Consider the following 26048-nt stretch of genomic DNA (forward strand, 5'->3'; position numbering starts at 1 on the left):
GAATATGGCTCATGCACCTGCACAAAGCGCCGCCGGCGCTGAACCACCGGTCTTCTACCTGAAGGAAGACCACCATCCGGAGAACGGCACGTCGCTGGGCTTCTGGCTTTATCTGATGAGCGACTGCCTCATCTTCGCGACGCTGTTTGCCACCTATGCCGTTGTCGGCCGCAACTATGCGGCCGGCCCTTCGGGTGCGGACCTGTTCGACCTGAAGCTGGTCGCCATCAACACCGGCTTCCTGCTCTTCTCCTCCATCACCTATGGCTTCGCCATGCTGGAAATGGAAAAGAAGAAGGTGAAAACGACGCTGATATGGCTCGGCGTCACCGGCCTGTTCGGCCTCGCCTTCCTCGCGGTCGAAATCTACGAGTTCCATCACCTGATCGCGGAAGGCGCCGGCCCACAGCGTTCGGCCTTCCTGTCGGCCTTCTTCGCGCTGGTCGGCACGCACGGTCTGCACGTCACCTTTGGCGTCATCTGGCTCGTCACGCTGATGGTCCAGGTCGGCAAACATGGCCTCATCCCGGCGAACAAGCGCCGCCTGATGTGCCTTTCGATGTTCTGGCACTTCCTTGACGTCATCTGGATCGGCGTCTTCTCCTTCGTTTATCTCATGGGAGTTCTTTGATGAGTTCCGAAGCACACGCACATCACGACGCGCATGGCGACGACCATCACCATGATGGCGCAAGCCACGGCACGTTCAAAAGCTACATGATCGGCTTCGTCCTGTCGGTCATTCTGACGGCGATTCCCTTCTGGCTGGTCATGGGCGACGTTCTCGAAAACAAGACGCTGCTGGTCATCGCGATCATGGGTCTGGGCGTCATCCAGATCTTCGTGCACATGATCTACTTCCTGCACATGGACACCAAGTCTGAAGGCGGCTGGACCTTCATGGCGCTGATCTTCACCGTTGTGGTGCTCCTGATCACGCTCTCCGGTTCGCTCTGGGTCATGTACAACATGAACAAGAACATGATGCCGCTGCACATCGAAGATGTGAAAAACCTGCCCTGAGCAGCCATAAATCAACGGCCTGCCGGACTTCCGGCGGGCCGCTTTCCGCGCCAACACATAACCCCATGAATCCTGGCGCGATTTATGGGGTTATTTGCTGGATGAAGCGCATGCGGGCTAAGGGGCCTGCCGGAGCAGATAATCTCGCTGCCAGAAGCGCTTCGCAAGGACCATGAGATGAGCGAAATCGCAACCCAAAACCGGCGTATCCGCCCTGCGGCAATCGTCGTCCTGTTTTTGACCATTATCCTGACGGGCTGCCTGCTGGCGCTTGGAACATGGCAGGTCCAGCGCCTTTTCTGGAAGCTCGCCTTGATTGAACGTGTCGAGGCCCGCGCCCATGCCGAGCCTGTCGATGCGCCTGCCGTAGGCGAATGGCCTGCTCTCACCGATCCCGCCGATTACGAATATCGCCGTGTGAAACTGTCCGGCACCCTGCTCAACGACAAGGAGGTTCAGGTCTACACGGTCACGGATCTCGGCCCCGGTTACTGGGTCATGACGCCGCTGCGGCGGGACGACGGCTCAAGCGTCATCGTCAATCGCGGCTTCGTGCCCTCCGACAGGCGCGATCCGTCCTTGCGCCCGGAAGGGGAAGCGGCCGGAAACGTCGAGATCGTTGGGCTGATGCGCGCGCCGGAAACCGGCGGGCTTTTCCTGCGCACCAACGATCCGGCAAATGGTCGCTGGTATTCCCGCAATATTCCCCAGATCACGCAGGCATCCGGCCTCTCTGACGTGGCGCCGTTTTACGTCGACGCGGACGCGACGCCCAATCCCGGCGGCCTGCCGGTTGGCGGCAAAACCATGCTTACCTTCCCCAACAGCCACCTCTCCTATGCCGTTACCTGGTATATTCTCGCAGCGATGGTGGTTGCGGCCGGCTGGTACGTGCTGCGCAACCTCAACGCACCGAAATCGAAACGGGATGCTGATTGAACCACGGGTTTTACCGGATGGTTCATAAAAGCGCTTCCTTCTTCACGTTTTGCTGATCTATAACGACAGTTCGGCCTGACATTGCCCGTCGGCGCATTTTGTTTCGGTGAGTTATGGCAAGAGCATTTCTTTTCGTTCTGGATTCCTTCGGCGTTGGCGGTGCACCTGACGCGGAACACTATGGCGATCTTGGCGCCAATACACTTGGCCACATCGCCGAGTTCTGTGCCGCAGGTGCTGCCGACAGGCCGGGGCTTCGATCCGGCCCGCTGAAGCTGCCGAATATGTGCTCTCTCGGCTTGCTGGAGATCGCGCGCCAGGCTAGTGGCGACATTCCCGCCGGCATGGAGCCACCGGAACGCATTTTCGGCCTGCATGGCTCAGCCAGCGAAGTTTCAAAAGGCAAGGATACGCCATCCGGCCACTGGGAAATCGCCGGAACGCCTGTCACCTTCGACTGGGGTTATTTCCCGACGGAGGGCGACGCCTTTTCCCCGGAGCTGGTCGAGGCCATCTGCAAAGAGGCTGATATTCCCGGCATTCTCGGCAATTGCCATGCTTCCGGCACCGACATCATCGCGCAATTCGGCGAAGAACATATCAGGAGCGGCAAGCCGATCTGCTACACCTCTTCCGATTCCGTGTTCCAGATCGCCGCGCATGAAAAGCACTTCGGGCTGACCAGGCTCATCGCGCTTTGCGAGACGGTTCGCAAGTTGCTCGATCCGCTGAATATCGGCCGCGTCATTGCCCGCCCCTTCATCGGCGAGACGGTCGCTACCTTCGAACGCACCGGCAACCGCCGCGACTTCTCCGTACCGCCGCCCGAACCAACGCTGCTCGACCGATTGGTGGAGGCGGAGCGCAAAGTGCACGCGATCGGCAAGATCGGCGATATCTATGCCCATCAGGGCGTCTCGCGCGTCATCAAGGCAAATGGCAACGCCGCCCTGATGGATGCGACGTTGCAGGCCATCGACGAGGCTGAAAATGGCGACCTCGTCTTTACCAACTTCGTCGACTTCGACATGCTTTATGGCCACCGTCGTGACGTTGCCGGTTATGCGGCCGCGCTTGAGGCTTTCGATACGCGAATCCCGGAAATTCATCGTAAAATGAAGCCGGGAGACATCGCCATTCTCACCGCCGACCATGGTTGCGACCCCACCTGGCGAGGCACCGATCATACACGCGAACGGGTGCCGATCATGGCATTCGGGCCGGGCATCCGCTCTCGGGATGTCGGCATTCGTTCAAGCTATGCCGATATCGGCGAAAGCATCGCCCACCATCTTGGAATCGAGGCCGGTTCACACGGCAGGAGCTTCATTTGACATCGCATTTGCTGAAAGCGGAAATCCACTGCCACATCGAAGGTGCGGCACCGCCTGCCCTCGTCGTCAGGCAGGCAGAAAAATACGGCATAGACACCAGCAGCTTCCTGCGTGACGGCCAATATGTCTGGTCGGATTTCGCCGAGTTCATCCAGTGCTACGATGCGGTGGCGCAGGTGTTCAAGACGGATGAGGACTATGCCGTCCTGACCGAGACCTATCTGACCGAACTGGCGCAAGCCAACACGATCTACAGCGAGCTGATCATTTCGCCCGATCATGGCGACCGAATTGGACTTGGCGCTGACGCTTATCTTGCCGGAATCGCCGAAGGCATCCGGATTGCAAAGGAAAAGACCGGCATAGAAACCCGTATCCTCGTTACCGGCGAACGGCATTTCGGCCCGGAGCGGGTGATTGCAGCGGCGGAATATGCGGCGCGCGCCCGGCATCCGCTGGTGACCGGCTTTAACATGGCGGGCGAAGAGCGCATGGGTCGGGTTGCCGATTATGCGCGCGCCTTCGATATCGCCCGCGATGCGGGTCTTGGGCTGACGATCCATGCCGGCGAGGTCTGCGGACCGGAAAGCGTTGCCGATGCACTCGATCTCATCAAACCGGCACGCATCGGCCATGGCGTGCGCGCCATCGAAGATGCCGATCTCGTCTCCCGACTGGTCGAGACGGGAACGGTTCTGGAAGTCTGCCCCGGCTCGAATATCGCGCTCAGTGTTTATCCGGATTTCGCCAGCCATCCGCTGAAGGCGTTGCGTGACGCCGGAGTACGTGTCTGTATCAATTCCGACGATCCGCCATTCTTCTTCACATCGCTTGCCCGGGAATATGCGCTGGCCGCCGACGCGTTCGGCTTCGGTGACGTCGAGATCAACGACATGACCCGCACCGCACTGGAATGCGCCTTCGTGGACGAGGCGACGCGCGAACGGCTGCTTGCTAGACTGGATCGCGCCCGAGACGACGGTTGACGGGGTAAAACCGCGAAGAAGGCTTGCGAAAAGCCCACTTTCGGTGAATGACAGGGGTACAAGATCAAAAAGGAAGGCCAGTTTCATGGACGGCGTCACAGTCATCGAACATCCGCTGGTGCGGCACAAACTTACCATCATGCGCAAGAAGGAAACTTCCACGGCCGGCTTCCGTCGCCTGCTCAGGGAAATTTCGACGCTGCTCTGCTATGAAGTGACGCGCGACCTTGAAATGACGATGGAAACCATCGACACGCCGCTCGAAACCATTCAGGCTCCGGTTCTGGAAGGCAAGAAACTGGTTTTTGCCTCCATCCTGCGCGCCGGCAACGGCCTTCTGGAAGGCATGCTCGAACTGGTGCCGTCGGCGCGCGTTGCCCATGTCGGTGTGTATCGTGACCATGATACGCTGGAGGCCGTCGAATATTACTTCAAGGCTCCTGAAAGTCTCGACGCCCGTCTGGTCATCGTTGTCGACCCGATGCTGGCGACCGGCAATTCCTCAATTGCCGCGGTCGAAAAGCTGAAGGAACGCGGCGCAAAGAACATCCGCTTCCTGTGTCTGCTGGCAGCACCGGAAGGCATCAAGAATTTCCGCGAGGCGCATCCCGATGTGCCGATCTATACCGCCGCAATCGACAGACATCTGAACGAGAAGGGTTATATCGTCCCCGGCCTCGGTGACGCCGGCGACCGCATGTACGGCACCAAATAACGCCGTTCATCTTCGCTTAACCGTTTGAGCCATTCGCCGTCCGATACGCGGCGAATGGCTTTTTCTTTTAAGATTTCAGCATGTTTTGCGCCTATCCTATCCAGGAATAACCTTGGGCTTTGAGGAGCAACGACTTGCTGGCGCGCACGATTTTTCTGCTTATCGGTCTTTCGGTCAGCGCCACGCAAATTCCAGCGCTGGTGGAGAAATTCCAGCCGCGCCCTGAAACCGCCGTGGATAAATCGGAGGCCGCGACCGAGGTCGCCAAGCCGCAAACGGTTTCGCTGGGCGGCGTCAATCTGAAAGCAGATGCCCGCGGCCATTTCAACGCGACCTTCCGCATCAATGGAAAATCCTTCGACGGGCTTGTTGATACCGGCGCTTCCATGGTCGCAATCAACGAGACGATCGCGCGTCGGCTTGGTTACGGCGTCAACAGCCTGGATTTCAAATATGCGATCTCAACCGCCAATGGCCAGACCATGGCGGCCTATGTGAAGCTGGACCGTGTGGAGATCGGCGCAATTCGCGTTCAGAATGTCGATGCCATGGTGCTGAAGGATAACGCGCTGAGCAACATGCTGATCGGCATGAGCTTTTTGAAACAATTGTCATCCTTCAAAGTCTCGGGTGGCGAGATGCGGCTGGTCAGGTGATCCGCTCGAGGATGGGATCAACGATCTCCGGTTTGCTGTCGGCGATCCCGTAACAGGCCGCTATCCTTTTGACGGCACGTTCCGCCTCATCCGGAGAAGCCGCATGGACAATGGCAATCGGCTCGCCCTTTTCCACCTTTACGCCGAGCGACAGGATATCCGAAATACCGACCGCCGGGTCGATGGTATCCGACGGCTTTCTTCTGCCACCGCCAAGTTCGACGACAACCATGCCAAGTTCACGCGTCTCGCAGGCCTTAAGCCAGCCGCTTCGCTCGGCCGGAACCGGGAGAATAACCGGCGCGGACGGCAGATAACGGATTGGGCTCTCAACGAAATCCGAAGGTCCGCCCAGCGCTGAAACCATCCGCGCAAAGATTTCCATAGCCCGACCGGAGGACAGAGCGGCTGTAGCCAGCGCCTCGCCTTCCTCCAGCGTGGCGGCTTTTTGAGCCTGTACCAGCATTTCCGCAGCGAAGGACAGGACGACCTTTTCGAGACGGGTTCCAGCCTTGCGACCGGCCAGAAAATCCAGGCAATTGACGATTTCGACGGCATTGCCGGCGGCATCTCCAAGCGGCTGGTTCATGTCCGTTATCAGGGCCGTCGTCGGAAGACCCGCACCATTCGCAACATCGACCAGCGCGCGGGCCAGATTGCGGGCGTCGTCAACGCTCTGCATAAAAGCGCCATTGCCGACTTTCACATCGAGAACCAGCGTCTCAAGCCCGGCTGCAAGCTTCTTCGACAGGATGGAGGCGGTGATCAGCGGTATGGAATCAACCGTCGCGGTCACATCGCGAATGGCATAGAGGCGTTTGTCGGCGGGGGCTAGATCGCCCGTCTGGCCGATGATGGCACAGCCGACCGCCCTCACCGTCCGGCGGAACAAAGCCTCATTCGGCATGACATTGTAACCGGGGATGGCTTCCAGCTTGTCGAGCGTGCCGCCGGTGTGGCCGAGGCCCCTGCCGGAAATCATCGGCACGGCAAGACCGCAGGCGGTGACGATCGGCGCGAGCATCAGGGAGACGTTGTCACCAACACCACCGGTCGAGTGCTTGTCCGCCACCGGTCTGCCAATCTCGCTCCATGACAGGACATCGCCGCTGTCGCGCATGGCGAGCGTCAGCGCCACCATCTCGTTGCGGTTCATGCCACGGAAAAACACCGCCATGGCAAAAGCAGCCGCCTGCCCTTCCGATATGCCATCTTTCGACAGCGCTTCTATGAAAGCGGCAATCTCCTGAGGCTCAAGAGACAGGCCATCGCGTTTGCGGCGGATGATTTCCTGCGGGATCAAGCTCAATACCCGCTGGCGGCCTTGGCCGGTTCGCCGCCGGCCAGCACGTTCAGCACATCATCGAGAACGCCGGAAGCACCGAAACGGAAGGTTGATGGCATGGCCCAGTTGGGAGCCATGATGGTTTCCGCCAGCCGCAGGTAAAGCGTCGCGTCCTCCACCGTGCCGATGCCGCCAGCGGGTTTGAAGCCCACTTTCTGACGGCTGTCGCGGATCGCCTGCAGCATGATGTCTGCCGCCTCCAGGGTGGCATTGACGGTGACCTTGCCAGTCGAGGTCTTGATGAAGTCGGCCCCTTCGGCGATGGCGATCTCGGAGGCGCGGCGGATCAGGGCCTTGTCCTTCAGCTCGCCGGTTTCAAGAATGACCTTGAGCAGCACGGGTGCCGCACAGGCCTTACGCACGGCGGCCACCATCTCGGAAACCGCCGCTTCATCGCCTGCTATGAATTTACGGTAGGGAATGACCAGATCGATTTCATCGGCACCATCGCGGATCGCGGCTTCGGTTTCCGCCACGACAGTCGCGACATCAAGATCGCCCGAGGGAAAATTGACGACGGTGGCGATGCGGATCGCGTGTTCTTTGCCGAAAGCCGCACGCGCCTGAGCCACGAAACGCGGCCAGATGCAGATGGCGGCGGTGTTGCCATAATCCGTATGCGCCCGCTGGCACAAAGCGGCGATCTGCTCGGGCGTGCAATCTTCCTTAAGATTGGTCAGGTCCAGCAAGGACAGAGTGAGGGCAGCCGCTTCGCGCGGACGCTGGAGTTCCATGGTCACGCTCCTCCTGAGATCATTTCCTTCAGAATAGCGGCAAGTCGTTTGCCGCCCACGGGAGCCATGTCCTTGGTTTCCTCATGGCTCAGTTCCGCGCCGGTCATGCCGGCACCGTAATTGGTAATAACCGATGCGGCGGCAACGCGCATCCCGAAAAAGCGCGCGAGGATGACTTCCGGCACGGTGGACATGCCGACGGCATCGGCACCCAGAAGCCGTGCCATGCGAATTTCCGCCGGCGTTTCGAAGCTCGGGCCGGAAAACCACATATAGACCCCGCCGAACAAAGGCACCGTCGCCCGGATCGCAGCATTGCGCATGGCCAGCATCAGGTCCGGATCATAAGCCGTGGTCATGCCGACGAAGCGACGATCGCTTTCCTCGCCGATCAGCGGGTTCATGCCGGAATAATTGATGTGATCGGTGATCTGCATGACGGAGCCGGGCGGCATATCCTGCCTCACCGAACCCGCCGAATTGGTTAGGATGAGCGATTGCACGCCCAGACCGGCCAGCGCCTCGATGACCGGACGCATCGCCGCCGGATCGCCCTTTTCGTAGAAATGCACCCGACCGGATAGCATCATGACGGGCTCGCCACCGAGATAACCGGCGACCAGTTCTCCCGCATGGCCGGAAACGCCACCGGCGGGAAACCCTGGAAGATCGGCATAGGGCACACGGACCGGGTCGCTGACTTCCTCCACCAGCGACCCCAGGCCAGAGCCGAGAACGATGGCGACGCGCGGCATCAGGCCGTTCAGGCGCTCCACCAGAATATCGATCAAGCCATCCGTCATCAGGGCAACTCGGTCTTGAAGACGGAGGGCAACAGCTCTTCCATGGTCATGACCTTCTGGACGCCGGTTTCGTCGCAAAGATAAATCTTCGTCTCCGGCGTGGCGAATTCGGCGATCTTCTGGCGACAACCACCGCAGGGCGTGCAAAGCGGCAGCTTTTCGGCGATGACGGCAACTTCGCTGATCTTCTTTGCCCCGCCCATGATCATGGCGCTGATGGCTGATGGTTCCGCGCACCAACCCTGCGGGAAGGAGATATTCTCGATATTGGCGCCCTTGTAGATTTTGCCGTCATCAGCGCGGATCGCCGCGCCGACCGGAAATTTCGAATAGGGCGCATAAGCGAAGGCCATGGCCTCCACCGCCGCCTCGAACAGGGCGTGGGACTTTGGATCAGAGGGCATGGGTTTAACGCTCCTTCGCATAGGCAACGCCACCGGCCTTGGGAGGCTTGGCGACGCCGATGAAACCAGCAAGCAGGATGCAGGTCAGGATATAGGGCATGGCCTGGAAAATCTGCACCGGCACTTCGCCGATGCCAGGCACGGATTTGCCCTGCATGAAATTGGCGAATGCATCGAGAAAACCGAACAGCAGGCAGGCGAACATGACCGGCACCGGCTTCCATTTCGCAAAGATCAGCGCCGCGAGCGCGATATAGCCCTTGCCGGCCGACATGTTGGCGATGAAGGCAGCCGATTGTGCGACGGCAAGATAGGCGCCTGAAAAACCGCAGAGGAAGCCAGCGACGATGACGGCGCGGTAACGCATCCACGTCACCGAAATGCCGGCCGTATCGACAGCACCCGGATTTTCACCGACGGCGCGCAGCCGTAGGCCGAAACGCGTGCGGTAAAGCACCCACCAGGAGAGCGGTACCGCCAGAAAGGCAAGATAGGTGAGGATATTGTTGCCGGAAATGACATTGGCGTAGAGCGGGCCGATGAAGGGCACTTCGCGCATCGCATCCGCGCCGGGCAGGATGATCGGCGCAAAACGACCCTCCCCCGGCAATTGCGGCGTGCGGCCGCCCTGCCCGAACCATGCCTGGCCCAGAACCACCGTCAGACCGGCGGCGATGAAGTTGAGCGCCACCCCTGAAACGATCTGGTTGCCGCGATTGGTGATCACGGCAAAGCCATGGATCAGCGAGAACGCGATGGAGACGCCAATGCCGGCCAGAAGACCGGCCCACGGATTTGCGGTAAGATAGGCGACGCAGGCGGAAGCAAAGGCCGCCGCCAGCATCTTGCCTTCAAGACCGATATCGAACACGCCGGCGCGTTCGGAAAACAGCCCCGCAAGTGCGGTGAACAGAAGCGGGATGGTGAGTCGAACGGTCGAGCCGAGAATGCTGACCAGCATATCGAAAAAATCCATGTCAGCTCACCCCTTCGCCAAACGCTGGTAGATGTGGACGATCGCCGGCCGGTACATATATTCCAGCGCGCCGGCGAACAGGATCACCAGACCCTGTATAACCACGATCATCTCGCGGGTAATGTTCGGCATCTCGAAGGAAAGATCCGCACCGCCCTGATAAAGAATACCAAACAGCAATGCCGAGAAAATGATGCCGAGCGGATGGCTTCGCCCCATCAGCGATACGGCGATGCCGACGAAGCCCGCACCGCCGACGAACTCCACCTGCAGGCGCGCTGAAGCCCCCATGACCGGGTTCAGCGCCATCATGCCCGCCAGACCACCGGAAATGAGCATGGCGATGATGACCGTGCGTGCATAGGGAATGCCCGCATAGATGGCGGCGGAAGGGCTGACGCCGAGCGTGCGCATCTCATAGCCGAGCTTGGTGCGCCAGATCAGCACCCAGACGAGGAAACACATCACCAGAGCGATAAGAAAGGAGACGTTGAACGGCGCCGGCCCAAGCTTGAGGCCGAACCACGCCATCAGCCAGTCCAGCTTCGGCAGTTGGCCACCGGGCAGAAAGGTGCGCGTTTCCGGCGCCATCTTGCCCGGCACGATCAGCACATTCACCAGCAGGTAGACCATCAGGGCCGCAGCGATGAAGTTGAACATGATGGTGGTGATGACCACGTGGCTGCCGCGTTTGGCCTGCAGCCAGGCCGGAATGAAGGCCCAGGCGGCACCAAAAACCGCAGCACCGATGACGGCGAAGGGCATCGTCACGTACCATGGCACGTAACGGTCAAGCGCCAGCGCCACCAGCGCCGCACCCAGCCCGCCAATATAGGCCTGACCTTCGGAGCCGATGTTGAACAGGCCGGCATGGAAAGCCACGGCGACGGAGAGACCGGTGAAGATGAAGCTTGTCGTATAAAACAGCGTGAAGCCGATGGCATCGCCACGGCCGAGCGCGCCTTCGATCAGCAGGCGAAGTGCTGCCAGCGGATTTTCGCCGATCGACCAGACGACAAGCCCGGAAATCAGAAAGGCGGTGATGACGTTCAGCAATGGCAACAGGCCGTAGCTGATCCAGTTTGGTAGGGGTGCGGAAGCGGTGCTCATTCATGCCTCATGCGGCGATGCCGGCCATCATCAGGCCCAGCGTCTGTTCTTCGGCTTCCGCCGTTTTTTCTCCAACGACACGGCCGGCGAACATGACCATGATCCGGTCCGAAAGGGAACGGATTTCATCGAGTTCGACCGAAACCAGCAAGATCGCCTTGCCGGCATCGCGCATTTCGATGATGCGGCGATGGATGAATTCAATGGCGCCGATATCCACACCGCGAGTCGGCTGGCCGATGATCAGCATCTTCGGATCACGTTCGATTTCGCGCGCAACGACGATCTTCTGCTGATTGCCGCCGGAAAAATTCGCGGTCTTCAAATGAGGGTTCGGCGGGCGGATGTCATATTTCTCGATCTTTTCGACGGCATCCTTGCGGATGGCCTCAGGGTTCAGGAAAGGTCCCCTGCCGTAACGCTCGTCATGGTGATAACCGAGGATGGAGTTTTCATATTCCTCGAATTTCAACACCAGGCCCATATGATGGCGGTCTTCCGGGATATGCGCCAAACCAAGTTTGCGCAGGATCGCCGGATCGGGACGGTCCACCTTCTGGCCATCCACCCATATCTCGCCCGAAGATGGTTTGCGTATGCCGGCGATGGCTTCCAGCAGTTCCGATTGACCATTGCCGGCGACCCCGGCGATGCCGACGATTTCACCGGCACGGACGTCCAGCGACACATCATCCACCATGGTGACGCCGCGGCTGTCCTTGACGGTGAGATTGCGGATGGAGAGGAGAACATCGCCCGGCGTCGTCTCGCCCTTTTCCACCCGCAGCAGCACGCGCCGGCCAACCATCAGTTCCGCCAGTTCCTCGACGCTGGTCTCGGAGGTCTTGCGGGTTGCCACCATTTCGCCGCGGCGCATGACGGAGACGGAGTCCGTGATCGCCATGATTTCGCGCAGCTTGTGCGTGATGAGGATGATGGTCTTGCCCTGCTCACGCAGAACGCCGAGGATCTTGAAAAGGTGATCGGCCTCAGCCGGCGTCAGAACGCCGGTCGGCTCATCGAGGATCAGGATTTCGGCGCCACGATACATGGCCTTGAGGATTTCGACGCGCTGCTGCAGACCAACAGGCAATTCCTCGATCACCGCATCCGGATCGACTTCCAGCCCGTAATCATCCTCCAGACGCTTCAGCTCCTTGCGCGCTCCGGCCCTGCCCCTGGCCAGCAATGCGCCACCCTCTGCACCCAGCATGACGTTTTCAAGCACGGTGAAATTTTCCACAAGCATGAAGTGCTGATGCACCATGCCGATACCCGCACTGATCGCGGCCTGACTGTCACGGATCGCAACGGGCGCGCCGTTCACCCGGATTTCGCCGGCATCTGCCTGGTAAAAACCATAGAGGATCGACATTAATGTCGATTTTCCAGCGCCATTTTCCCCGATGATGCCGTGGATCGTGCCCTTGGCGACGGTCAGATTGATATTCTTGTTGGCGTGAACGGCACCGAATTTCTTGTCGATGCCCACGAGCTCGATTGCAGGATCCATACTCAAACCTAACCTCTCCGAAGGCTGGATATGAAAAGGGCGCAAGATGAAAATTCATCATGCGCCCCAGTTACATATCATATCATTTCGGGCAGGAATTGTCCGCCATATAGTCATGAACCTTGATGGTACCGGCAATGATGTCGGCCTTCGCCTTGTCCACGGCGGCAATCATCTCAGGCGTGATCAGGGCCTTGTTGTTGTCATCAAGCGCATAGGCCACGCCGTCTTCCTTGACGCCGAGCGCCACGATACCGGGGGTGAACTTGTCGTCCTTGGTATCCTTATAGGCATTATAGACTGCCAGATCGACGCGCTTGACCATGGAGGTCAGAACGGAACCCGGATGCAGGTGGTTCTGGTTGGAATCGACGCCGATCGAGAACTTCTTGTTGTCGGCGGCGGTCTGCAGCACGCCGATACCGGTCGCACCGGCTGCCGCGTAGATCACGTCCGCACCCTGGTCGATCTGGTTCTTGGTGAGTTCGCCGCCGCGCACCGGATCGTTCCAGGCAGCACCCGTGGTGCCGGTCATGTTCTGGAAGACTTCGATCTTGTCGTTGGCCGCCTTGGCGCCCTGGGCATAACCACAGGCAAACTTACGGATCAGCGGAATATCCATGCCGCCGATGAAGCCGACCTTGCCGGTCTTGGAAGCCATGCCCGCCAGTAGACCGACGAGGTAGGAACCTTCATGCTCCTTATAGACGACGGAGCGGACATTCGGCAGTTCGACAACGGAATCGACAATCACGAATTTGGTGTCGGGGAATTCGGCTGCAACCTTTTCCATGGCCGAGGTCCAGGCGAAGGACACGGCGATGACGGGGTTGAAGCCCTTGCTGGCGAAGTTGCGGATGGCCTGTTCGCCCTGCGTGTCGCTGGTCGGCTCGAAGTCACGGTACTCGATGCCCGTTTCCGCCTTGAACTTTTCAGCGCCGGCCGCAGCGGCTTCGTTGAACGACTTGTCGAACTTGCCGCCCGTGCCATAAACCAGCGCCGGCTTGACATCCGCAGCGAGCGCGGAAGCCGACATTGCGGCAAGCGCAAACAGCGTCAGAAGGGATTTTTTCATTGTGCAGCCCTGTTGTTGCAATTGATATTATAAGGGTCCTCCCGCAATCCCGTTTACCGGGAATGTCTGCGGAACCGCCAACCGTTATACCGGCTGTGCTTGCCTCATATCCTTGCATGGCTCAATGAAAAATTCATCCGGTTTTTTTGACCCGGTGGAAAAACTTTTATCTGGCGCTTTTTTGGTCTTTCCACCGGGGCGACCTGCAAAAAATCTAGTCGATATTGCAGCTTACGCCGGTTCCCCTCAAGCCGCAGTAGCCACCCGGGTTCTTGGCAAGATATTGCTGATGATAGTCCTCAGCATAATAAAATGTTTCAAGCGGCCCGATTTCGGTGGTGATGGCCCGTCCATGGCCTGCCGCCTCCAGCGCCTGCTGAAACGTGTCGCGCGCCTTTTGCGCCTGCTGCAGCTGGCCTTCGGTCGTCGCATATATTGTCGAACGATAGGTCGTGCCAACATCGTTGCCCTGCCGCATCCCCTGGGTCGGATCATGCTCCTCGAAGAATATCCTCAGCAGGCCCGACAACGAGATCACAGCCGGATCATAGACGACCTTCACGACTTCGGCATGGCCCGTCTGGCCGGTCGTCGTCTCCTGATAGGTCGGATTCTCTGTAAAGCCGCCGGCATAACCCACCGCCGTCACCCAAACGCCCGGCGTCTGCCAGAACAACCGTTCCGCGCCCCAGAAGCAACCCATGCCAAGATAGATGATTTCCAAACCGTCTGGATAAGGGCCTTTCAACGGCCGACCATTGACGAAATGGTTCTCCGGCACGACGAGCGCCTCTTCACGACCCGGCAGAGCCGTCTCTTCGGTCGGCATTGTCGTTTTTTTTGAAAGCGTATCGAACAGGAACATCGGGACCTCCGTGCGGCCAGTATCGCCGCTTCTCATGGTTCACAACTGCGGGCGCCAACGTCGTTCAAGCTGAAAAATCAGGCCGGCAAGCGCCTCATCGCCTTGTGCTTCCTGTAACCTGCCATCCAGCAAAGCAGGGACAGGGCGAGGAAAAAAGCAAATGCGGGCAGCGCCGACAGCGCGTTTTCAATGAAGCGCCACGCTTCAGGGTGAATATAGTGACCCACGGCGGCTTCCACCATGGTGCGCGAGGCAGGAAGAAGATAATTCCAGACGGACAGGATGCCGGTAATATTGACCGAGGATGTTGAAACCGAGCGGATCGAATCAAGCACACCCAGAAAAACCGCCGCGAGAAGGAGAAGAAAGCTCAAAAACCGCAAAAAAGCTTTCATCCAGACACCTCGGTTGTGGTCCGTCTCTTCAACGGACATGTTTTGAAACATATAGCGCATCGATAAAGGCGGTAAAACCGGTTTGCAACCGCATCGAAATGCAGGAAATTGCCGACATTTCAAAAAACTGTCAGATTCGTGTTGATCCCTGCGAATTCATCGGTATATATCGCGCCGTTCCAGTGATTTGCATTCTTCAAAACATGCAGATTTGAAAAAAGGACAGGTGGCCGAGTGGTTTAAGGCGCACGCCTGGAACGCGTGTGTGCGTGAAAGCGTACCGTGGGTTCGAATCCCACCCTGTCCGCCATTTCACCTCATCTTTAGCCGCCGGCGTTGCTCCAAGCCATTACCGGATATATCTTCAGGATACCCGGCCACGCATAGCGTCAAAGTCGCGTTTTCCCGTTTCCGCAAGCGTTGATGGCTATGCTTCTGCACAGACAGCGGTTTCTTGCGCTTTTTTGCTGCGCTTACCCCTCTCTTGCGCCTTGCAGCAGGAAAAATCGCTCCTTATATACGCCGCAGAACTGCAGCGAATGTTGCAAATCCAAGTCAAGGAGTTGCCACAAGAATGCCTCACGGGGTTCCGGCAGCTCGCTTCAAGGAGAGAAGAGCATGGCAAAAGTAATCGGTATCGACCTTGGCACGACCAATTCCTGCGTCGCAGTGATGGACGGCAAGGACACGAAAGTAATTGAAAACGCGGAAGGTGCGCGCACCACGCCGTCCATGGTGGCATTTTCCGACGATGGCGAACGCCTCGTCGGCCAGCCGGCCAAGCGCCAGGCGGTCACCAACCCGACCAACACCCTGTTTGCGGTCAAGCGCCTCATCGGTCGGCGTTACGAAGACCCGACTGTCGAGAAGGACAAGGCCCTCGTTCCCTTCGAAATCGTCAAGGGCGACAATGGCGACGCCTGGGTGAAGGCGCAGGACAAGAACTATTCCCCGTCGCAGATTTCCGCAATGATCCTTCAGAAGATGAAGGAAACGGCTGAATCCTATCTCGGTGAAAAGGTCGAGAAGGCCGTCATCACCGTTCCGGCTTATTTCAACGACGCGCAGCGTCAGGCAACCAAGGATGCCGGCCGCATCGCCGGTCTTGATGTTCTTCGTATCATCAATGAGCCGACTGCAGCTGCACTCGCTTACGGCCTCGACAAGAAGGATGGCAAGACGATCGCCGTTTACGACCTTGGCGGCGGTACCTTCGATATTTCCGTTCTGGAAATCGGCGACGGCGTCTTCGAAGTGAAGTCGACCAACGGCGATACCTTCCTCGGCGGTGAAGACTTCGACATGCGTCTGGTCGAATATCTGGCCGGCGAATTCAAGAAGGATCAGGGCATCGACCTGAAGAACGACAAGCTCGCTCTGCAGCGCCTCAAGGAAGCTGCCGAAAAGGCAAAGATCGAACTTTCGTCTTCGCAGCAGACCGAAATCAACCTGCCCTTCATTACGGCAGACGCTTCCGGTCCGAAGCATCTGACGTTGAAGCTCACCCGCGCCAAGTTCGAAAGCCTGGTTGACGATCTGGTGCAGCGCACCGTCGCGCCTTGCAAGGCGGCGCTGAAGGATGCCGGCGTTACCGCTGCCGAGATCGATGAAGTCGTTCTCGTTGGTGGCATGAGCCGCATGCCGAAGGTGCAGGAAGTCGTCAAGCAGCTGTTCGGCAAGGAGCCGCACAAGGGCGTGAACCCGGATGAAGTGGTCGCCATGGGCGCCGCCATTCAGGCCGGCGTTCTGCAGGGCGACGTCAAGGACGTTCTGCTGCTCGACGTGACCCCGCTGTCGCTCGGCATCGAAACGCTGGGTGGCGTCTTCACCCGTCTGATCGATCGCAACACGACGATTCCGACGAAGAAGAGCCAGACCTTCTCGACCGCCGAAGACAACCAGTCGGCCGTGACCATCCGCGTTTCGCAGGGCGAGCGTGAAATGGCGCAGGACAACAAGCTGCTCGGCCAGTTCGACCTCGTTGGCCTGCCGCCATCCCCGCGTGGCCTGCCGCAGATCGAAGTCACCTTCGATATCGACGCCAACGGCATCGTGCAGGTTTCGGCCAAGGACAAGGGCACAGGCAAGGAGCAGCAGATCCGCATCCAGGCCTCCGGTGGTCTGTCCGACGCCGACATCGAAAAGATGGTCAAGGACGCCGAGGCCAATGCCGAAGCTGACAAGAAGCGTCGTGCAGGTGTCGAAGCCAAGAACCAGGCAGAAAGCCTCATTCACTCCACCGAGAAGTCGGTGAAGGAATATGGCGACAAGGTTTCCGAGACCGACCGCAAGGCGATCGAAGATGCCATTGCCAGCCTGAAGACGGCGGTTGAAGCTTCCGAACCTGACGCCGACGACATTCAGGCGAAGACCCAGACCCTCATGGAAGTCTCCATGAAGCTCGGTCAGGCCATCTATGAAGCACAGCAGGCCGAGGCCGGCGACGCTTCCGCTGAAGGTGGCAAGGACGACGTCGTCGACGCCGACTATGAAGAAATCAAGGACGACAAGAAGTCCGCCTAATCGCGTGACTTTTAGTCTCCTGTCTATACATGCAAGATATCCGGCTGCCGACGTGCAGCCGGAAATCCATTTGCGGGGCTTGTTATCTTAATGGCGAAAGCAGACTTTTACGAAACACTTGGCGTCAGCAAGACCGCGGACGAAAAAGAGCTGAAAAGCGCCTTCCGCAAACTCGCGATGAAATTCCATCCGGACAAAAACCCTGACGATGCTGATTCCGAACGGAAGTTCAAGGAAATCAACGAGGCCTATGAAACGCTGAAGGATCCGCAAAAGCGTGCGGCCTATGACCGTTTCGGCCACGCCGCGTTTGAAAATGGCGGCATGGGTGGCGGTGGCATGGGCGGCGGCGGTTTCGCCAATGGCGGCTTCTCCGATATCTTCGAAGACATTTTCGGTGAGATGATGGGTGGCGGTCGTGCGCGCCGCTCTTCCGGCGGGCGCGAGCGCGGGGCCGATCTTCGCTACAATATGGAAATCACGCTGGAGGAAGCCTTCGCCGGCAAGACGGCGCAGATCAGGGTTCCGACCTCGATTACCTGCGACGTCTGTTCCGGCTCGGGCGCCAAACCCGGCACCCAACCCAAGACCTGCGCCACCTGTCAGGGTTCCGGCCGCGTGCGCGCCGCACAGGGCTTCTTCTCGGTGGAGCGCACCTGCCCGACCTGCCATGGTCGCGGCCAGACGATTTCCGATCCGTGCGGCAAGTGCCATGGTCAGGGCCGTGTGACGGAAGAGCGTTCGCTCTCGGTCAACATTCCATCGGGCATCGAAGACGGCACCCGCATTCGCCTGCAGGGTGAAGGTGAGGCCGGCATGCGTGGCGGCCCGGCAGGCGATCTCTATATCTTCCTGTCCGTGCGACCGCATGAGTTCTTCCAGCGCGACGGTGCCGATCTTTATTGCACCGTGCCGATTTCGATGACGACGGCAGCGCTTGGCGGCACCTTTGATGTCACGACGCTCGACGGTACGAAGTCGCGCGTCACGGTTCCGGAAGGCACCCAGCCGGGCAAGCAGTTCCGCCTGAAGGGCAAGGGCATGCCGGTGCTGCGTTCGGCGCAGACGGGTGATCTCTACATTCAGATCCAGATCGAGACGCCGCAGAAGCTCAGCAAGCGTCAGCGCGAGCTGTTGCAGGAATTCGAACAGCTCTCCTCCAAGGAGAACAATCCGGAATCAACCGGCTTCTTTGCCCGGATGAAGGAATTCTTCGACGGCTGATTACTACCGGCTACGTCCAATTAATAACGCCGCCATTCTTCGGGACTGGCGGCGTTTTCATTTCAAATTCAGCCGGCAAAGCCGCCTTCCTCCAGATATTGCCGTTCCTCCGGCGTCGTTTCCCGCAGCAATATGTCGTTGCGATGCGGAAAGCGGCCGAAACGTTCGACGATATCGCGATGTTCTTCGGCGTGGTGGAGATAAAGCCCGCCAAGCGGCTGGTTCAGGTCGCAGGCGCGTTGCTGGGCCGCAATATCCTCCGCATGGGAAAAGGGCAGATAGAAGAAAACGCGTAAATCCTCGCTCACTGCCTGATCGTGACCGCGGCGTATGGCTTCATCGGCAAACAGGCGTGCCAGCGGATCGGTGGCATACATATGCGCGGTGCCACGAAAGCAGTTGCGCGGGAACTGGTCGAGAAGGAGCATCAGCGCGAGGCTGCTTTCCGCACCCGCGAGCCAGCCATCCAGTTCACGCCGTGCGGCAGCGAAATGGGCGTCGCGGAAGCGGTCGTGAAAGTGATTGTCGAAAGCGGCATCCTTGTCGAACCATTTGTCCGGCCCGGCCTTTTTCCAGAAATTGGTGATTTCGGCGGCAAGTGCGACTGTGTCGTTTTTCATCGGGTGCTCCCTGTCAGTAGTGCGGTGGCCGGGTGATGGCAGGCGCGTCCAGCGACTGCTCCTCAAGGCTCAGGAACCTTTCCGTCAAGCGGTCTAGCTTGGCGCGGGTCTGCTCCACCACCTTCCACTGTTCCGTCAACTGGTCGGACAGCTCCTCGATGGTCTTTGCCTGATGTGCGATCGTCTCCTCGAGCGCAATGATCCGTTTTTCGGTTTCCGACGCCATATCGACCTCTCTTTCCCGCCCTTCCTTGGGCTTAAACGAGCGTGAGTCAACCATATGTCGCTTTCGTGAAGCGAATTCGTCGCAACCGATCCAGACACAAAAAAGCCGGCGATGCTTCCATCGCCGGCGTCTCACGGTTTGATATTGTTCAGTCTTCTTCCACGAAAACCTCTTCGCGTTTCTTCTTCACGCTTGGCAGGAAGACGACGATCAGCACGGCCAGAGCGATGAAAAGCAGGGTGGCGCTGATCGGCCGGGTGACGAAGGTCGTCGGATCGCCACGCGACAGGATCATGGCGCGACGCAGGTTTTCCTCCAGCAGCGGCCCGAGAACGAAGCCCAAAAGCAGTGGGGCGGGCTCGCAGCGCAGTTTTACCAGCACGTAACCGATGAAACCGAAGAAAGCGACGGCGTAGAGATCAAAGACGTTGGAATTGACGCTGTAGACCCCGATGGCGCAGAAGGCCATGATGATGGGGAACAGCACGTAATAAGGCACCGTCAGGAGCTTCACCCACAGCCCGATCAGCGGCAGGTTGAGGATGACGAGCATCAGGTTGCCGATCCACATGGAGGCGATGATGCCCCAGAACAGCGCCGGCTGTTCGGTTGCAACGTTCGGACCCGGCACGATGCCCTGAATGATCATCGCACCGATCATCAACGCCATGACCGGGTTGGCGGGAATGCCAAGCGTCAGCAGCGGGATGAAGGAGGTCTGCGCGCCGGCATTATTGGCCGATTCCGGACCGGCAACGCCGGCAACCGCGCCATGCCCGAATTCTTCCGGGTTCTTGGAGACGCGTTTTTCCACCGTGTAGGAGGCAAAGGCCGCAAGAATTGCCCCGCCGCCCGGCAGGATGCCGAGAGCCGAGCCGATAACCGTGCCGCGCAGCACCGGGCCGATCATACGCTTGAAATCTTCCTTCGACGGCATCAGGCTGCTGACCTTGGCGATCAGCACTGACCGGGTGCGTTCGTTCTCGAGATTGCGCAGGATTTCCGCAATGCCGAACACGCCCACGGCGACCGCAACGAAGTTCAGGCCATCGGCATATTCGCGGATGCCGAGGGTGAAGCGCGGCGTGCCGCTGTAGATATCCGTACCGACCAGACCGAGCAGCAGACCGAGCACGACCATGGCCAGCGCCTTGACGATGGAGCCATGGGCAAGCGCGATGGACGAGACAAGGCCGACAACCATCAGCGAGAAATATTCAGCGGCACCGAATTCCAGCGCGATTGCCGTCAGAGGCGGCGCGAAGATTGCCACGAGGAAGGTGGAAACCGTACCCGCAAAAAACGAGCCGATGGCGGCAATTGCAAGTGCAGCGCCGGCTTTGCCCTTGCGCGCCATCTGGTAACCATCAATGGCAGTCACGGCGGAGGAGGACTCCCCCGGCATATTGATGAGGATGGCCGTGGTGGAGCCGCCATATTGCGCGCCATAATAAATACCGGCGAGCATGATCAGCGACGAGACGGGCTCAAGCTGAAAGGTGATCGGCAGCAGCATGGCGATGGTCGCCGTTGCGCCGATGCCCGGCAACACGCCGATGAGGGTGCCGAGCAACACGCCGATCAGGCAGAAAAAAAGGTTTGCCAGCGACGAAGCGGTGACGAAACCAAGAGCGAGATTATCAAGCAAATCCATCGGGGCGCCTCAAAATTTAAGCCAGGGGCCGAAGCGCTGGAATGGCAGGCCGAGACCATAATTGAACACAGCAACGGAGAAGACCGTGATGGCCGCGGAGATAACGACGGCCATCAGCGGGCTCATCTTGTGCGAGGCAAAGGCTGCGATAAGTGCGCTGAAAAACAGTGCCGGTACGAAACCCAATCCACGGACCGTGAAGCCGAAAAAGATCGGCGCGGGCAGGATGAAAAAAATCCCCCGCCAGGCGATGGCGCCGATGACATCACCCTGCACGCGCGTGGCGCGAAAGAATATGACGCTGCCGAGCAGGATCAGTACGATTGCCAGAACAAGCGGGAAGTAACCCGGCCCCATGCGAAAGGCGGTTCCGATCTCCAGCCCGAAGGATTGCAAGGCGAAAAAAGCGCCAAAACCGATGAATATGGCCCCGCAGGCTGCTTCGGCAGGGTCAATGAAAAACGACTTCATGAAAGATGCCCCTCCACTGCGGCCGGCGACATACCGTTCCGCGCGTTAAAAATGACGGCAGGAAACCGGCGGCGAGACGCCGCCGGTCACTTCCTGATCATCAGTCGGCATATTGGCCGGCGGACTCGATAACCGGCTTCCAGCGAGCTATTTCGCTTTCAAGCTTGGCCTTGAGTGCTGCGGGCGTCGCATCGCTTTCAGGGGAAGGCGTGGTACCGAGTTCGGCAAAACGGGCCGCGACATTTTTGTCCTTCAGCGCGACCTGCAGCGACTTGGAGAGCTTTTCGTTGATTTCGGCAGGTGTGCCCTTCGGCGTATAGATGCCGTGCCAGATGCCAACCTCGAGTTTCGGCAGGCCTTCTTCGGCGACCGTCGGCACGTTCGGAAGCACGTCGAGCCGTTTGGCCGAAGTCACGGCATAGGCTTTCACGGTTCCACCCTGGATCTGCTTGGTGGTGTTGGTGGTCTGGTCGCACATGATATCGACCTGGCCGCCGAGCAGGTCGGTCATTGCCGGGCCCGTGCCTTTGTAAGGGACTGTGACAAGCGGCGTCTCGATGGCGCTCATGAACAGCATGCCGCACAGATGCGAGGCGGCGCCGATGCCGGCATTGGCGACGGTGACTTTGTCCTTGTTCGCCTTGGCGTAGTCGATCAGCCCCTTCAAATCCTTGGTCTCAAGGTTCTTGCGCGACAGAATGGTCATCGGCACTTCGGTGACCAGACCGACATATTCGAAAGCGTTTGTCGTGTCATAGGCGAGCTTGCGATAGAGCGTCGCACTGGTCGCCATGCCGATATGGTGCAAGAGAACGGTGTAACCATCGGGGTCCGCCGCCGCAACGCGGCCAGCGCCGAGCGTGCCGCCCGCGCCGCCGACATTTTCGACGATGATCTGCTGGCCAAGATCCTTCGACATGGATTCGGCGACAAGGCGCGCAACCGTATCCGTCGGGCCACCGGCAGAAAAGGGCACGACCATGGTGATGTTACGCTCGGGATAGTTCTGAGCGGATGCGGACAGCGCAAAAAGGGAAACGGCAGCGGCGGCAGCAAGGCCGGTGACTGTCTTCAGTATTTTCATCGATTCCTCCCGGATGAAAATGTTCGCCACTTCAGCCGCGCATACTCCTCTATGGCGGCCGGGGTGAGCTATTTGCGATCCGGGATTGTCGTTCAGCAACGGCGGTTTTGCCGAGAGATGCGCTTTTATCGTCGTCACAAAGGGCAATGGGTGGATTTCTACCCATAGAGGTTCATCCGTGGGTGGAAATCCACCCATCACACCTCTGTCATATGCCGGTGCAGTTCATATTTCTGCATTTTTTCGTAAAGCGTTTTGCGGGAAATGCCGAGGCTCTCATAGACGGATTTCAGATTGCCGCCGTGGACGGCAATCGCGCGCGCAATCAGGCTTTTTTCATAGGCTGCGACCCTTGTGGCAAGCCCTTCCCTGCCATCATCCTGAAACGACGGTGAGGCTTCGGAAGCATCGCTTTCCAGGCCAAGGACGAAGCGGTCCGCCGCATTGCGCAGTTCACGCACGTTGCCGGGCCACTCGCGAAGGGAAACGACGGAGAGCAGTTGTTGCGGCACGTCCATGTCCTCCCGCCCGTAACGGGCGGCAGCCTCCCGTACCAGATGCAGGAACAGCAGCGGTATATCGGCGCTGCGCTGCGACAGGGAGGGCACAAGGATTGTCGCGACATTCAGACGATAAAGAAGATCGGCGCGGAACCGGCCTGCGGCAACTTCCTGTTCCAGATCGACCTTGCTGGTGGCGATGAAGCGGACGTCGAGTTCGACGGTTTCATTGGAGCCAAGACGGGTAATAACCCGCTCCTGCAAGACACGGAGGAACCGGCCCTGCAATTCGAACGGCATGGAACCGATTTCATCCAGCAGGATGGTGCCGCCACGAGCGTGCTCGAACTTGCCATAGCGCGGGCGCAGCGCACCCGGAAAAGCACCGGCCTCATGGCCGAAGAGTTCACTTTCGATCAGCGTCTGCGGAAGGGCAGCGCAATTGATTGCAACGAAGGGCCGGTTGGCTCTGGCGCTGATATCATGCAGCGCCCGCGCCACCACCTCCTTGCCAGCACCAGTATCGCCGACGATCAGTGTATCGGCGTCCGTCGCACCGATGGCGCGGATACGATACCGCAGATCGACCATGACCTGGGTTCGGCCGGGCAAACGCGTTTCGAGATCGTCATGCTTGCCCGCCACCGCCTTCAGGCGGCGGTTTTCCAGCACCAGCGCCCGCCGGTCATTGGCTCTCTTGATGATGCCGGCGAGATATTGCGGCGTGAACGGCTTTTCGATGAAGTCATAGGCCCCATTGCGCATGGCATTGACCGCCAGCTGCACATCGCCGTGTCCGGTCATGAGGATGACAGGTATTTCGGGGTCAAGCTCCCGAACCTTCTGCAACAGCGTCATGCCATCCATGCCTGGCATGCGGATATCGCTGACCACGACGCCGTCGAAGCTGTAACCGATGAGTTCGAGCGCATGTTCGGCGCTCGCCAGCATGGTGACGGCGAAACCGGAAAGCTCCAGCGCCTGTGCGGTGGAAAAACGTAGCTCCTCCTCATCATCGATCAACAGGACCCGTGACATGGTCATTCGGCGGCCACCTCCATACGATAGGCTGCTGCCGGCAATTCGATCTCAAATTCCGCCCCGCCCTCTTCATGGTTTCGGACACGCAACTGGCCGCCGAAATCCTTGATGATGTTGTAGGAGATGGAAAGGCCTAGGCCGAGACCGCGCCCCACACCCTTGGTGGTGAAGAAGGGATCGAAGATGCGTTCCGAAATCGCCGGCGGCACGCCGGGGCCACGGTCGCGAATGAAGATCGACACCGTCTGGTCATGCTGTATAGCCTGCAGGGCAATGCGGCGATCCTCGCGCCCTTCCACGGCATCGGCAGCATTGGAGATGACGTTGACGAGAACCTGCTGCAGCCGCACTGAGCCGGCCTTCACCGCAAGCGGCACCGGGCCGAGATCGACATCCAGCACCGCATTGGCGGCCTTCAGCCGCGCACCGACGATTTCCAGCGTATCGCGAAGCACAGCCTCCAGACCGACCGCCGCCATTTTTTCGTTGGGCTTGCGGGCGAAATTCCTCAAGTGTTTGCTGATGGACGCCATACGATCGATGAGGCCCGAGATGCGTCTGAGATTTTCCGTCACGTCGTCCAGACGTCCGCGCTCCACCAGAAGCGAGGCGTTTTCCGCATAGTTCTTGGCGGCGGCAAGCGGCTGGTTGAATTCGTGTGACAGAGCCGCCGACATCTGACCGAGTGCGGCAAGCTTACCCGCCTGCACCAGATCATTCTGCATCCTGCGCAATTGTTTCTCGGTCTGGCGGCGTTCGGCAATCTCGTGCTTGATCTCCTGGTTGACCCGGGCGAGATCGGCGGTGCGCTCCTCTACCCGGCGCTCCAGTTCAGCCTGAGCCTCGGCCTGATGGGTCAGGCGCTCACGCAGACGCCGCCGCCGCTGCAGCATGGCGGCGATGAGGGCGGCAGCGAGACACAGACACAGGATGATCGCAATCATCGCCGTCTTGACCTGTGTCCTGACTGAACCCGTATCAATCAGCACGCTGACGGTCCAGCCGGCATCCGGCATCGGCTGCGACAGGACCATATATTCCCTCTCGCCGTCATTCTGGGTGATCGTCATCAGTTGATGGGAGCCGAAATTGCCGTTTTTCACCGGCAGCTCCTTCAGCGTGGCATTGGCATAACGACGGGAGGCCTCCGTGCGCGCCAACCTTTCGGGCGTCAACGGCATCAGGCCGGAATAGAGCCATTGCGGCGTTCCGGTCATGAATATGATGCCTTCGGGGTCCGACACCAGAATGCGGTTCTCGCCATCACCGAAGGAGGCCTCGATGCCTTCGATATCCACCTTGAAGACAATGACGCCCTTGATCTCCTCATTAAAGAGAATGGGAGCGGAAAAATAATAGCCACGCTTGTGAGAGGTGGTGCCAAGCGCGAAGAAGCGCGACTGCAAGCCTTTTGCCGCATCCTGGAAATAGGGGCGATAGCTGAAATTCTCGCCGACGAAGCTTGTTGGTCCATCATAATTGCTGGCCGCGACGGTCTCGCCGTCCAGCGTGATGATGTAGATATCGGAGGATTCCAGCAGGGTGTTGATGGATTTGAGATAGACATTGGCACGCTGGCGCAACGCCTCGTCCTTCGGATGCGCGACCAGTTCCTCAATGTCGTCGTGGTCGGCAATCAGGGCCGGCAGCGGCTCGTAACGGCTCAAAAGCCCGCCGAGGGCCGAGACGGCCAAACGCAGAGTGGTGCGCCCCTGATCGGAGACTTCGCCGAAATAGCTTTCCGCGATGATGCCGCCGCCCCTTGTCACGGCGCCATAACCAAGGCCGAGGCTGAGAAATATCAGCAAAATCCAGCGATATTTCACCGAAGC

Annotated in this window: 26 protein-coding genes and 1 tRNA gene; 10 read left to right on the forward strand and 17 right to left on the reverse strand. The window is 59.1% G+C overall.

Annotated elements, in window-relative coordinates; translation table 11 throughout:
- Positions 1 to 4: 4 nt before the first annotated feature.
- The 7 genes from cyoC to ACQZ5F_RS12685 all read left to right on the forward strand — a co-directional run bounded on the left by cyoC (position 5) and on the right by ACQZ5F_RS12685 (position 5653).
- Positions 5 to 631 carry a cytochrome o ubiquinol oxidase subunit III gene (cyoC, locus tag ACQZ5F_RS12655; protein WP_142840769.1) on the forward strand — a complete coding sequence of 209 codons (627 nt, stop codon included), beginning with the start codon at positions 5 to 7 and terminating at the stop codon, positions 629 to 631.
- Positions 631 to 1023 carry a cytochrome o ubiquinol oxidase subunit IV gene (gene cyoD / locus ACQZ5F_RS12660; RefSeq protein ID WP_035219607.1) on the forward strand — a complete coding sequence of 131 codons (393 nt, stop codon included), beginning with the start codon at positions 631 to 633 and terminating at the stop codon, positions 1021 to 1023. Before cyoC ends, cyoD begins: the two co-directional genes overlap by 1 nt.
- 177 nt (positions 1024 to 1200) lie before the next feature.
- On the forward strand, positions 1201 to 1962 hold the full coding sequence (locus tag ACQZ5F_RS12665) for an SURF1 family protein (RefSeq protein WP_225339614.1): 762 nt from the start codon (positions 1201 to 1203) through the stop codon (positions 1960 to 1962).
- A 113-nt stretch (positions 1963 to 2075) separates the two neighbouring features.
- The gene (locus ACQZ5F_RS12670; protein ID WP_046799145.1) at positions 2076 to 3296 is read left to right on the forward strand and encodes a phosphopentomutase; all 1221 of its coding nucleotides are present in this window, start codon (positions 2076 to 2078) and stop codon (positions 3294 to 3296) included.
- Entirely contained in the window at positions 3293 to 4282 is a 990-nt protein-coding gene (locus tag ACQZ5F_RS12675; protein WP_225339615.1) for an adenosine deaminase, read from the forward strand. Before ACQZ5F_RS12670 ends, ACQZ5F_RS12675 begins: the two co-directional genes overlap by 4 nt.
- A gap of 85 nt (positions 4283 to 4367) precedes the next feature.
- Complete coding sequence (upp, locus tag ACQZ5F_RS12680) at positions 4368 to 4997, forward strand: uracil phosphoribosyltransferase (RefSeq protein WP_004439188.1); 630 nt, start codon at positions 4368 to 4370, stop codon at positions 4995 to 4997.
- 134 nt (positions 4998 to 5131) lie between these two features.
- Positions 5132 to 5653 (forward strand): TIGR02281 family clan AA aspartic protease, encoded by a 522-nt coding sequence (locus ACQZ5F_RS12685; RefSeq protein ID WP_052820129.1) that lies wholly within the window; start codon positions 5132 to 5134, stop codon positions 5651 to 5653.
- On the opposite strand, the gene deoA is transcribed toward ACQZ5F_RS12685, so the two are convergent.
- The 10 genes from deoA to ACQZ5F_RS12735 form a co-directional block, all read right to left on the reverse strand.
- The gene (deoA, locus tag ACQZ5F_RS12690) at positions 5646 to 6962 is read right to left on the reverse strand and encodes a thymidine phosphorylase (RefSeq protein ID WP_225339616.1); all 1317 of its coding nucleotides are present in this window, start codon (positions 6960 to 6962) and stop codon (positions 5646 to 5648) included. The two genes, ACQZ5F_RS12685 and deoA, sit on opposite strands and share 8 nt — an antisense overlap.
- A complete protein-coding gene (gene deoC / locus ACQZ5F_RS12695; RefSeq protein WP_225339617.1) occupies positions 6959 to 7732 on the reverse strand; it encodes a deoxyribose-phosphate aldolase in 774 nt (257 codons plus the stop codon). Before deoC ends, deoA begins: the two co-directional genes overlap by 4 nt.
- 2 nt (positions 7733 to 7734) lie before the next feature.
- A complete protein-coding gene (locus ACQZ5F_RS12700; RefSeq protein ID WP_046799140.1) occupies positions 7735 to 8535 on the reverse strand; it encodes a purine-nucleoside phosphorylase in 801 nt (266 codons plus the stop codon).
- Positions 8535 to 8939, reverse strand: coding sequence for a cytidine deaminase (locus tag ACQZ5F_RS12705; RefSeq protein ID WP_046799139.1), 405 nt, complete (start codon positions 8937 to 8939; stop codon positions 8535 to 8537). Before ACQZ5F_RS12705 ends, ACQZ5F_RS12700 begins: the two co-directional genes overlap by 1 nt.
- 4 nt (positions 8940 to 8943) lie before the next feature.
- Positions 8944 to 9915, reverse strand: a complete 972-nt coding sequence (locus ACQZ5F_RS12710; protein ID WP_046799138.1) for an ABC transporter permease — start codon at positions 9913 to 9915, stop codon at positions 8944 to 8946.
- A 6-nt stretch (positions 9916 to 9921) separates the two neighbouring features.
- Entirely contained in the window at positions 9922 to 11025 is a 1104-nt protein-coding gene (locus tag ACQZ5F_RS12715) for an ABC transporter permease (RefSeq protein WP_046799137.1), read from the reverse strand.
- A 7-nt stretch (positions 11026 to 11032) separates the two neighbouring features.
- Positions 11033 to 12538, reverse strand: a complete 1506-nt coding sequence (locus ACQZ5F_RS12720) for an ABC transporter ATP-binding protein (protein ID WP_046799136.1) — start codon at positions 12536 to 12538, stop codon at positions 11033 to 11035.
- A gap of 82 nt (positions 12539 to 12620) precedes the next feature.
- Entirely contained in the window at positions 12621 to 13613 is a 993-nt protein-coding gene (locus ACQZ5F_RS12725) for a BMP family lipoprotein (RefSeq protein ID WP_046799135.1), read from the reverse strand.
- A 214-nt stretch (positions 13614 to 13827) separates the two neighbouring features.
- A complete protein-coding gene (gene msrA / locus ACQZ5F_RS12730; RefSeq protein ID WP_046799424.1) occupies positions 13828 to 14478 on the reverse strand; it encodes a peptide-methionine (S)-S-oxide reductase MsrA in 651 nt (216 codons plus the stop codon).
- Positions 14479 to 14555: 77 nt separating this feature from the next.
- Positions 14556 to 14873 carry a hypothetical protein gene (locus ACQZ5F_RS12735; RefSeq protein WP_312357722.1) on the reverse strand — a complete coding sequence of 106 codons (318 nt, stop codon included), beginning with the start codon at positions 14871 to 14873 and terminating at the stop codon, positions 14556 to 14558.
- A gap of 220 nt (positions 14874 to 15093) precedes the next feature.
- Between ACQZ5F_RS12735 and ACQZ5F_RS12740 the strand changes: the two genes are divergently transcribed.
- The 3 genes from ACQZ5F_RS12740 to dnaJ all read left to right on the forward strand — a co-directional run bounded on the left by ACQZ5F_RS12740 (position 15094) and on the right by dnaJ (position 18620).
- Positions 15094 to 15183: transfer RNA gene (locus ACQZ5F_RS12740), tRNA-Ser, on the forward strand.
- A 308-nt stretch (positions 15184 to 15491) separates the two neighbouring features.
- The gene (gene dnaK / locus ACQZ5F_RS12745; protein ID WP_046799134.1) at positions 15492 to 17396 is read left to right on the forward strand and encodes a molecular chaperone DnaK; all 1905 of its coding nucleotides are present in this window, start codon (positions 15492 to 15494) and stop codon (positions 17394 to 17396) included.
- Positions 17397 to 17486: 90 nt separating this feature from the next.
- Entirely contained in the window at positions 17487 to 18620 is a 1134-nt protein-coding gene (gene dnaJ, locus ACQZ5F_RS12750) for a molecular chaperone DnaJ (protein WP_006309945.1), read from the forward strand.
- A gap of 68 nt (positions 18621 to 18688) precedes the next feature.
- Here dnaJ and ACQZ5F_RS12755 read toward each other — a convergent pair whose 3' ends face one another.
- From ACQZ5F_RS12755 to ACQZ5F_RS12785, 7 genes are all read right to left on the reverse strand, one after another.
- The gene (locus ACQZ5F_RS12755) at positions 18689 to 19240 is read right to left on the reverse strand and encodes a DUF924 family protein (protein WP_225339620.1); all 552 of its coding nucleotides are present in this window, start codon (positions 19238 to 19240) and stop codon (positions 18689 to 18691) included.
- A 13-nt stretch (positions 19241 to 19253) separates the two neighbouring features.
- Positions 19254 to 19466: a SlyX family protein gene (locus ACQZ5F_RS12760; RefSeq protein WP_448730445.1), complete on the reverse strand. Its 213-nt coding sequence runs from the start codon at positions 19464 to 19466 to the stop codon at positions 19254 to 19256.
- Positions 19467 to 19614: 148 nt separating this feature from the next.
- The gene (locus ACQZ5F_RS12765; RefSeq protein ID WP_046799132.1) at positions 19615 to 21120 is read right to left on the reverse strand and encodes a tripartite tricarboxylate transporter permease; all 1506 of its coding nucleotides are present in this window, start codon (positions 21118 to 21120) and stop codon (positions 19615 to 19617) included.
- Between the two features lie 9 nt (positions 21121 to 21129).
- Positions 21130 to 21591, reverse strand: a complete 462-nt coding sequence (locus ACQZ5F_RS12770; protein WP_046799131.1) for a tripartite tricarboxylate transporter TctB family protein — start codon at positions 21589 to 21591, stop codon at positions 21130 to 21132.
- Positions 21592 to 21691: 100 nt separating this feature from the next.
- The gene (locus tag ACQZ5F_RS12775) at positions 21692 to 22675 is read right to left on the reverse strand and encodes a tripartite tricarboxylate transporter substrate-binding protein (RefSeq protein WP_046799422.1); all 984 of its coding nucleotides are present in this window, start codon (positions 22673 to 22675) and stop codon (positions 21692 to 21694) included.
- A gap of 197 nt (positions 22676 to 22872) precedes the next feature.
- Positions 22873 to 24219, reverse strand: a complete 1347-nt coding sequence (locus ACQZ5F_RS12780; RefSeq protein WP_046799130.1) for a sigma-54-dependent transcriptional regulator — start codon at positions 24217 to 24219, stop codon at positions 22873 to 22875.
- On the reverse strand, positions 24216 to 26042 hold the full coding sequence (locus ACQZ5F_RS12785; protein WP_225339621.1) for a sensor histidine kinase: 1827 nt from the start codon (positions 26040 to 26042) through the stop codon (positions 24216 to 24218). Before ACQZ5F_RS12785 ends, ACQZ5F_RS12780 begins: the two co-directional genes overlap by 4 nt.
- Positions 26043 to 26048: the final 6 nt, after the last annotated feature.

This window comes from Agrobacterium sp. 22-210-1, assembly GCF_053522525.1.

What these genes read in the sequence shown, in the direction of transcription:
- cyoC (WP_142840769.1), top strand. Translation starts at nt 5, where the DNA reads ATGGCTCATGCACCTGCACAAAGCGCCGCCGGCGCTGAACCACCGGTC.
- cyoD (WP_035219607.1), top strand. Translation starts at nt 631, where the DNA reads ATGAGTTCCGAAGCACACGCACATCACGACGCGCATGGCGACGACCAT.
- ACQZ5F_RS12665 (WP_225339614.1), top strand. Translation starts at nt 1,201, where the DNA reads ATGAGCGAAATCGCAACCCAAAACCGGCGTATCCGCCCTGCGGCAATC.
- ACQZ5F_RS12670 (WP_046799145.1), top strand. Translation starts at nt 2,076, where the DNA reads ATGGCAAGAGCATTTCTTTTCGTTCTGGATTCCTTCGGCGTTGGCGGT.
- upp (WP_004439188.1), top strand. Translation starts at nt 4,368, where the DNA reads ATGGACGGCGTCACAGTCATCGAACATCCGCTGGTGCGGCACAAACTT.
- deoC (WP_225339617.1), bottom strand. Translation starts at nt 7,732, where the DNA reads ATGGAACTCCAGCGTCCGCGCGAAGCGGCTGCCCTCACTCTGTCCTTG.
- ACQZ5F_RS12700 (WP_046799140.1), bottom strand. Translation starts at nt 8,535, where the DNA reads ATGACGGATGGCTTGATCGATATTCTGGTGGAGCGCCTGAACGGCCTG.
- ACQZ5F_RS12705 (WP_046799139.1), bottom strand. Translation starts at nt 8,939, where the DNA reads ATGCCCTCTGATCCAAAGTCCCACGCCCTGTTCGAGGCGGCGGTGGAG.
- ACQZ5F_RS12710 (WP_046799138.1), bottom strand. Translation starts at nt 9,915, where the DNA reads ATGGATTTTTTCGATATGCTGGTCAGCATTCTCGGCTCGACCGTTCGA.
- ACQZ5F_RS12715 (WP_046799137.1), bottom strand. Translation starts at nt 11,025, where the DNA reads ATGAGCACCGCTTCCGCACCCCTACCAAACTGGATCAGCTACGGCCTG.
- ACQZ5F_RS12720 (WP_046799136.1), bottom strand. Translation starts at nt 12,538, where the DNA reads ATGGATCCTGCAATCGAGCTCGTGGGCATCGACAAGAAATTCGGTGCC.
- ACQZ5F_RS12725 (WP_046799135.1), bottom strand. Translation starts at nt 13,613, where the DNA reads ATGAAAAAATCCCTTCTGACGCTGTTTGCGCTTGCCGCAATGTCGGCT.
- msrA (WP_046799424.1), bottom strand. Translation starts at nt 14,478, where the DNA reads ATGTTCCTGTTCGATACGCTTTCAAAAAAAACGACAATGCCGACCGAA.
- ACQZ5F_RS12735 (WP_312357722.1), bottom strand. Translation starts at nt 14,873, where the DNA reads ATGAAAGCTTTTTTGCGGTTTTTGAGCTTTCTTCTCCTTCTCGCGGCG.
- dnaK (WP_046799134.1), top strand. Translation starts at nt 15,492, where the DNA reads ATGGCAAAAGTAATCGGTATCGACCTTGGCACGACCAATTCCTGCGTC.
- dnaJ (WP_006309945.1), top strand. Translation starts at nt 17,487, where the DNA reads ATGGCGAAAGCAGACTTTTACGAAACACTTGGCGTCAGCAAGACCGCG.
- ACQZ5F_RS12755 (WP_225339620.1), bottom strand. Translation starts at nt 19,240, where the DNA reads ATGAAAAACGACACAGTCGCACTTGCCGCCGAAATCACCAATTTCTGG.
- ACQZ5F_RS12760 (WP_448730445.1), bottom strand. Translation starts at nt 19,466, where the DNA reads ATGGCGTCGGAAACCGAAAAACGGATCATTGCGCTCGAGGAGACGATC.
- ACQZ5F_RS12765 (WP_046799132.1), bottom strand. Translation starts at nt 21,120, where the DNA reads ATGGATTTGCTTGATAATCTCGCTCTTGGTTTCGTCACCGCTTCGTCG.
- ACQZ5F_RS12770 (WP_046799131.1), bottom strand. Translation starts at nt 21,591, where the DNA reads ATGAAGTCGTTTTTCATTGACCCTGCCGAAGCAGCCTGCGGGGCCATA.
- ACQZ5F_RS12775 (WP_046799422.1), bottom strand. Translation starts at nt 22,675, where the DNA reads ATGAAAATACTGAAGACAGTCACCGGCCTTGCTGCCGCCGCTGCCGTT.
- ACQZ5F_RS12780 (WP_046799130.1), bottom strand. Translation starts at nt 24,219, where the DNA reads ATGACCATGTCACGGGTCCTGTTGATCGATGATGAGGAGGAGCTACGT.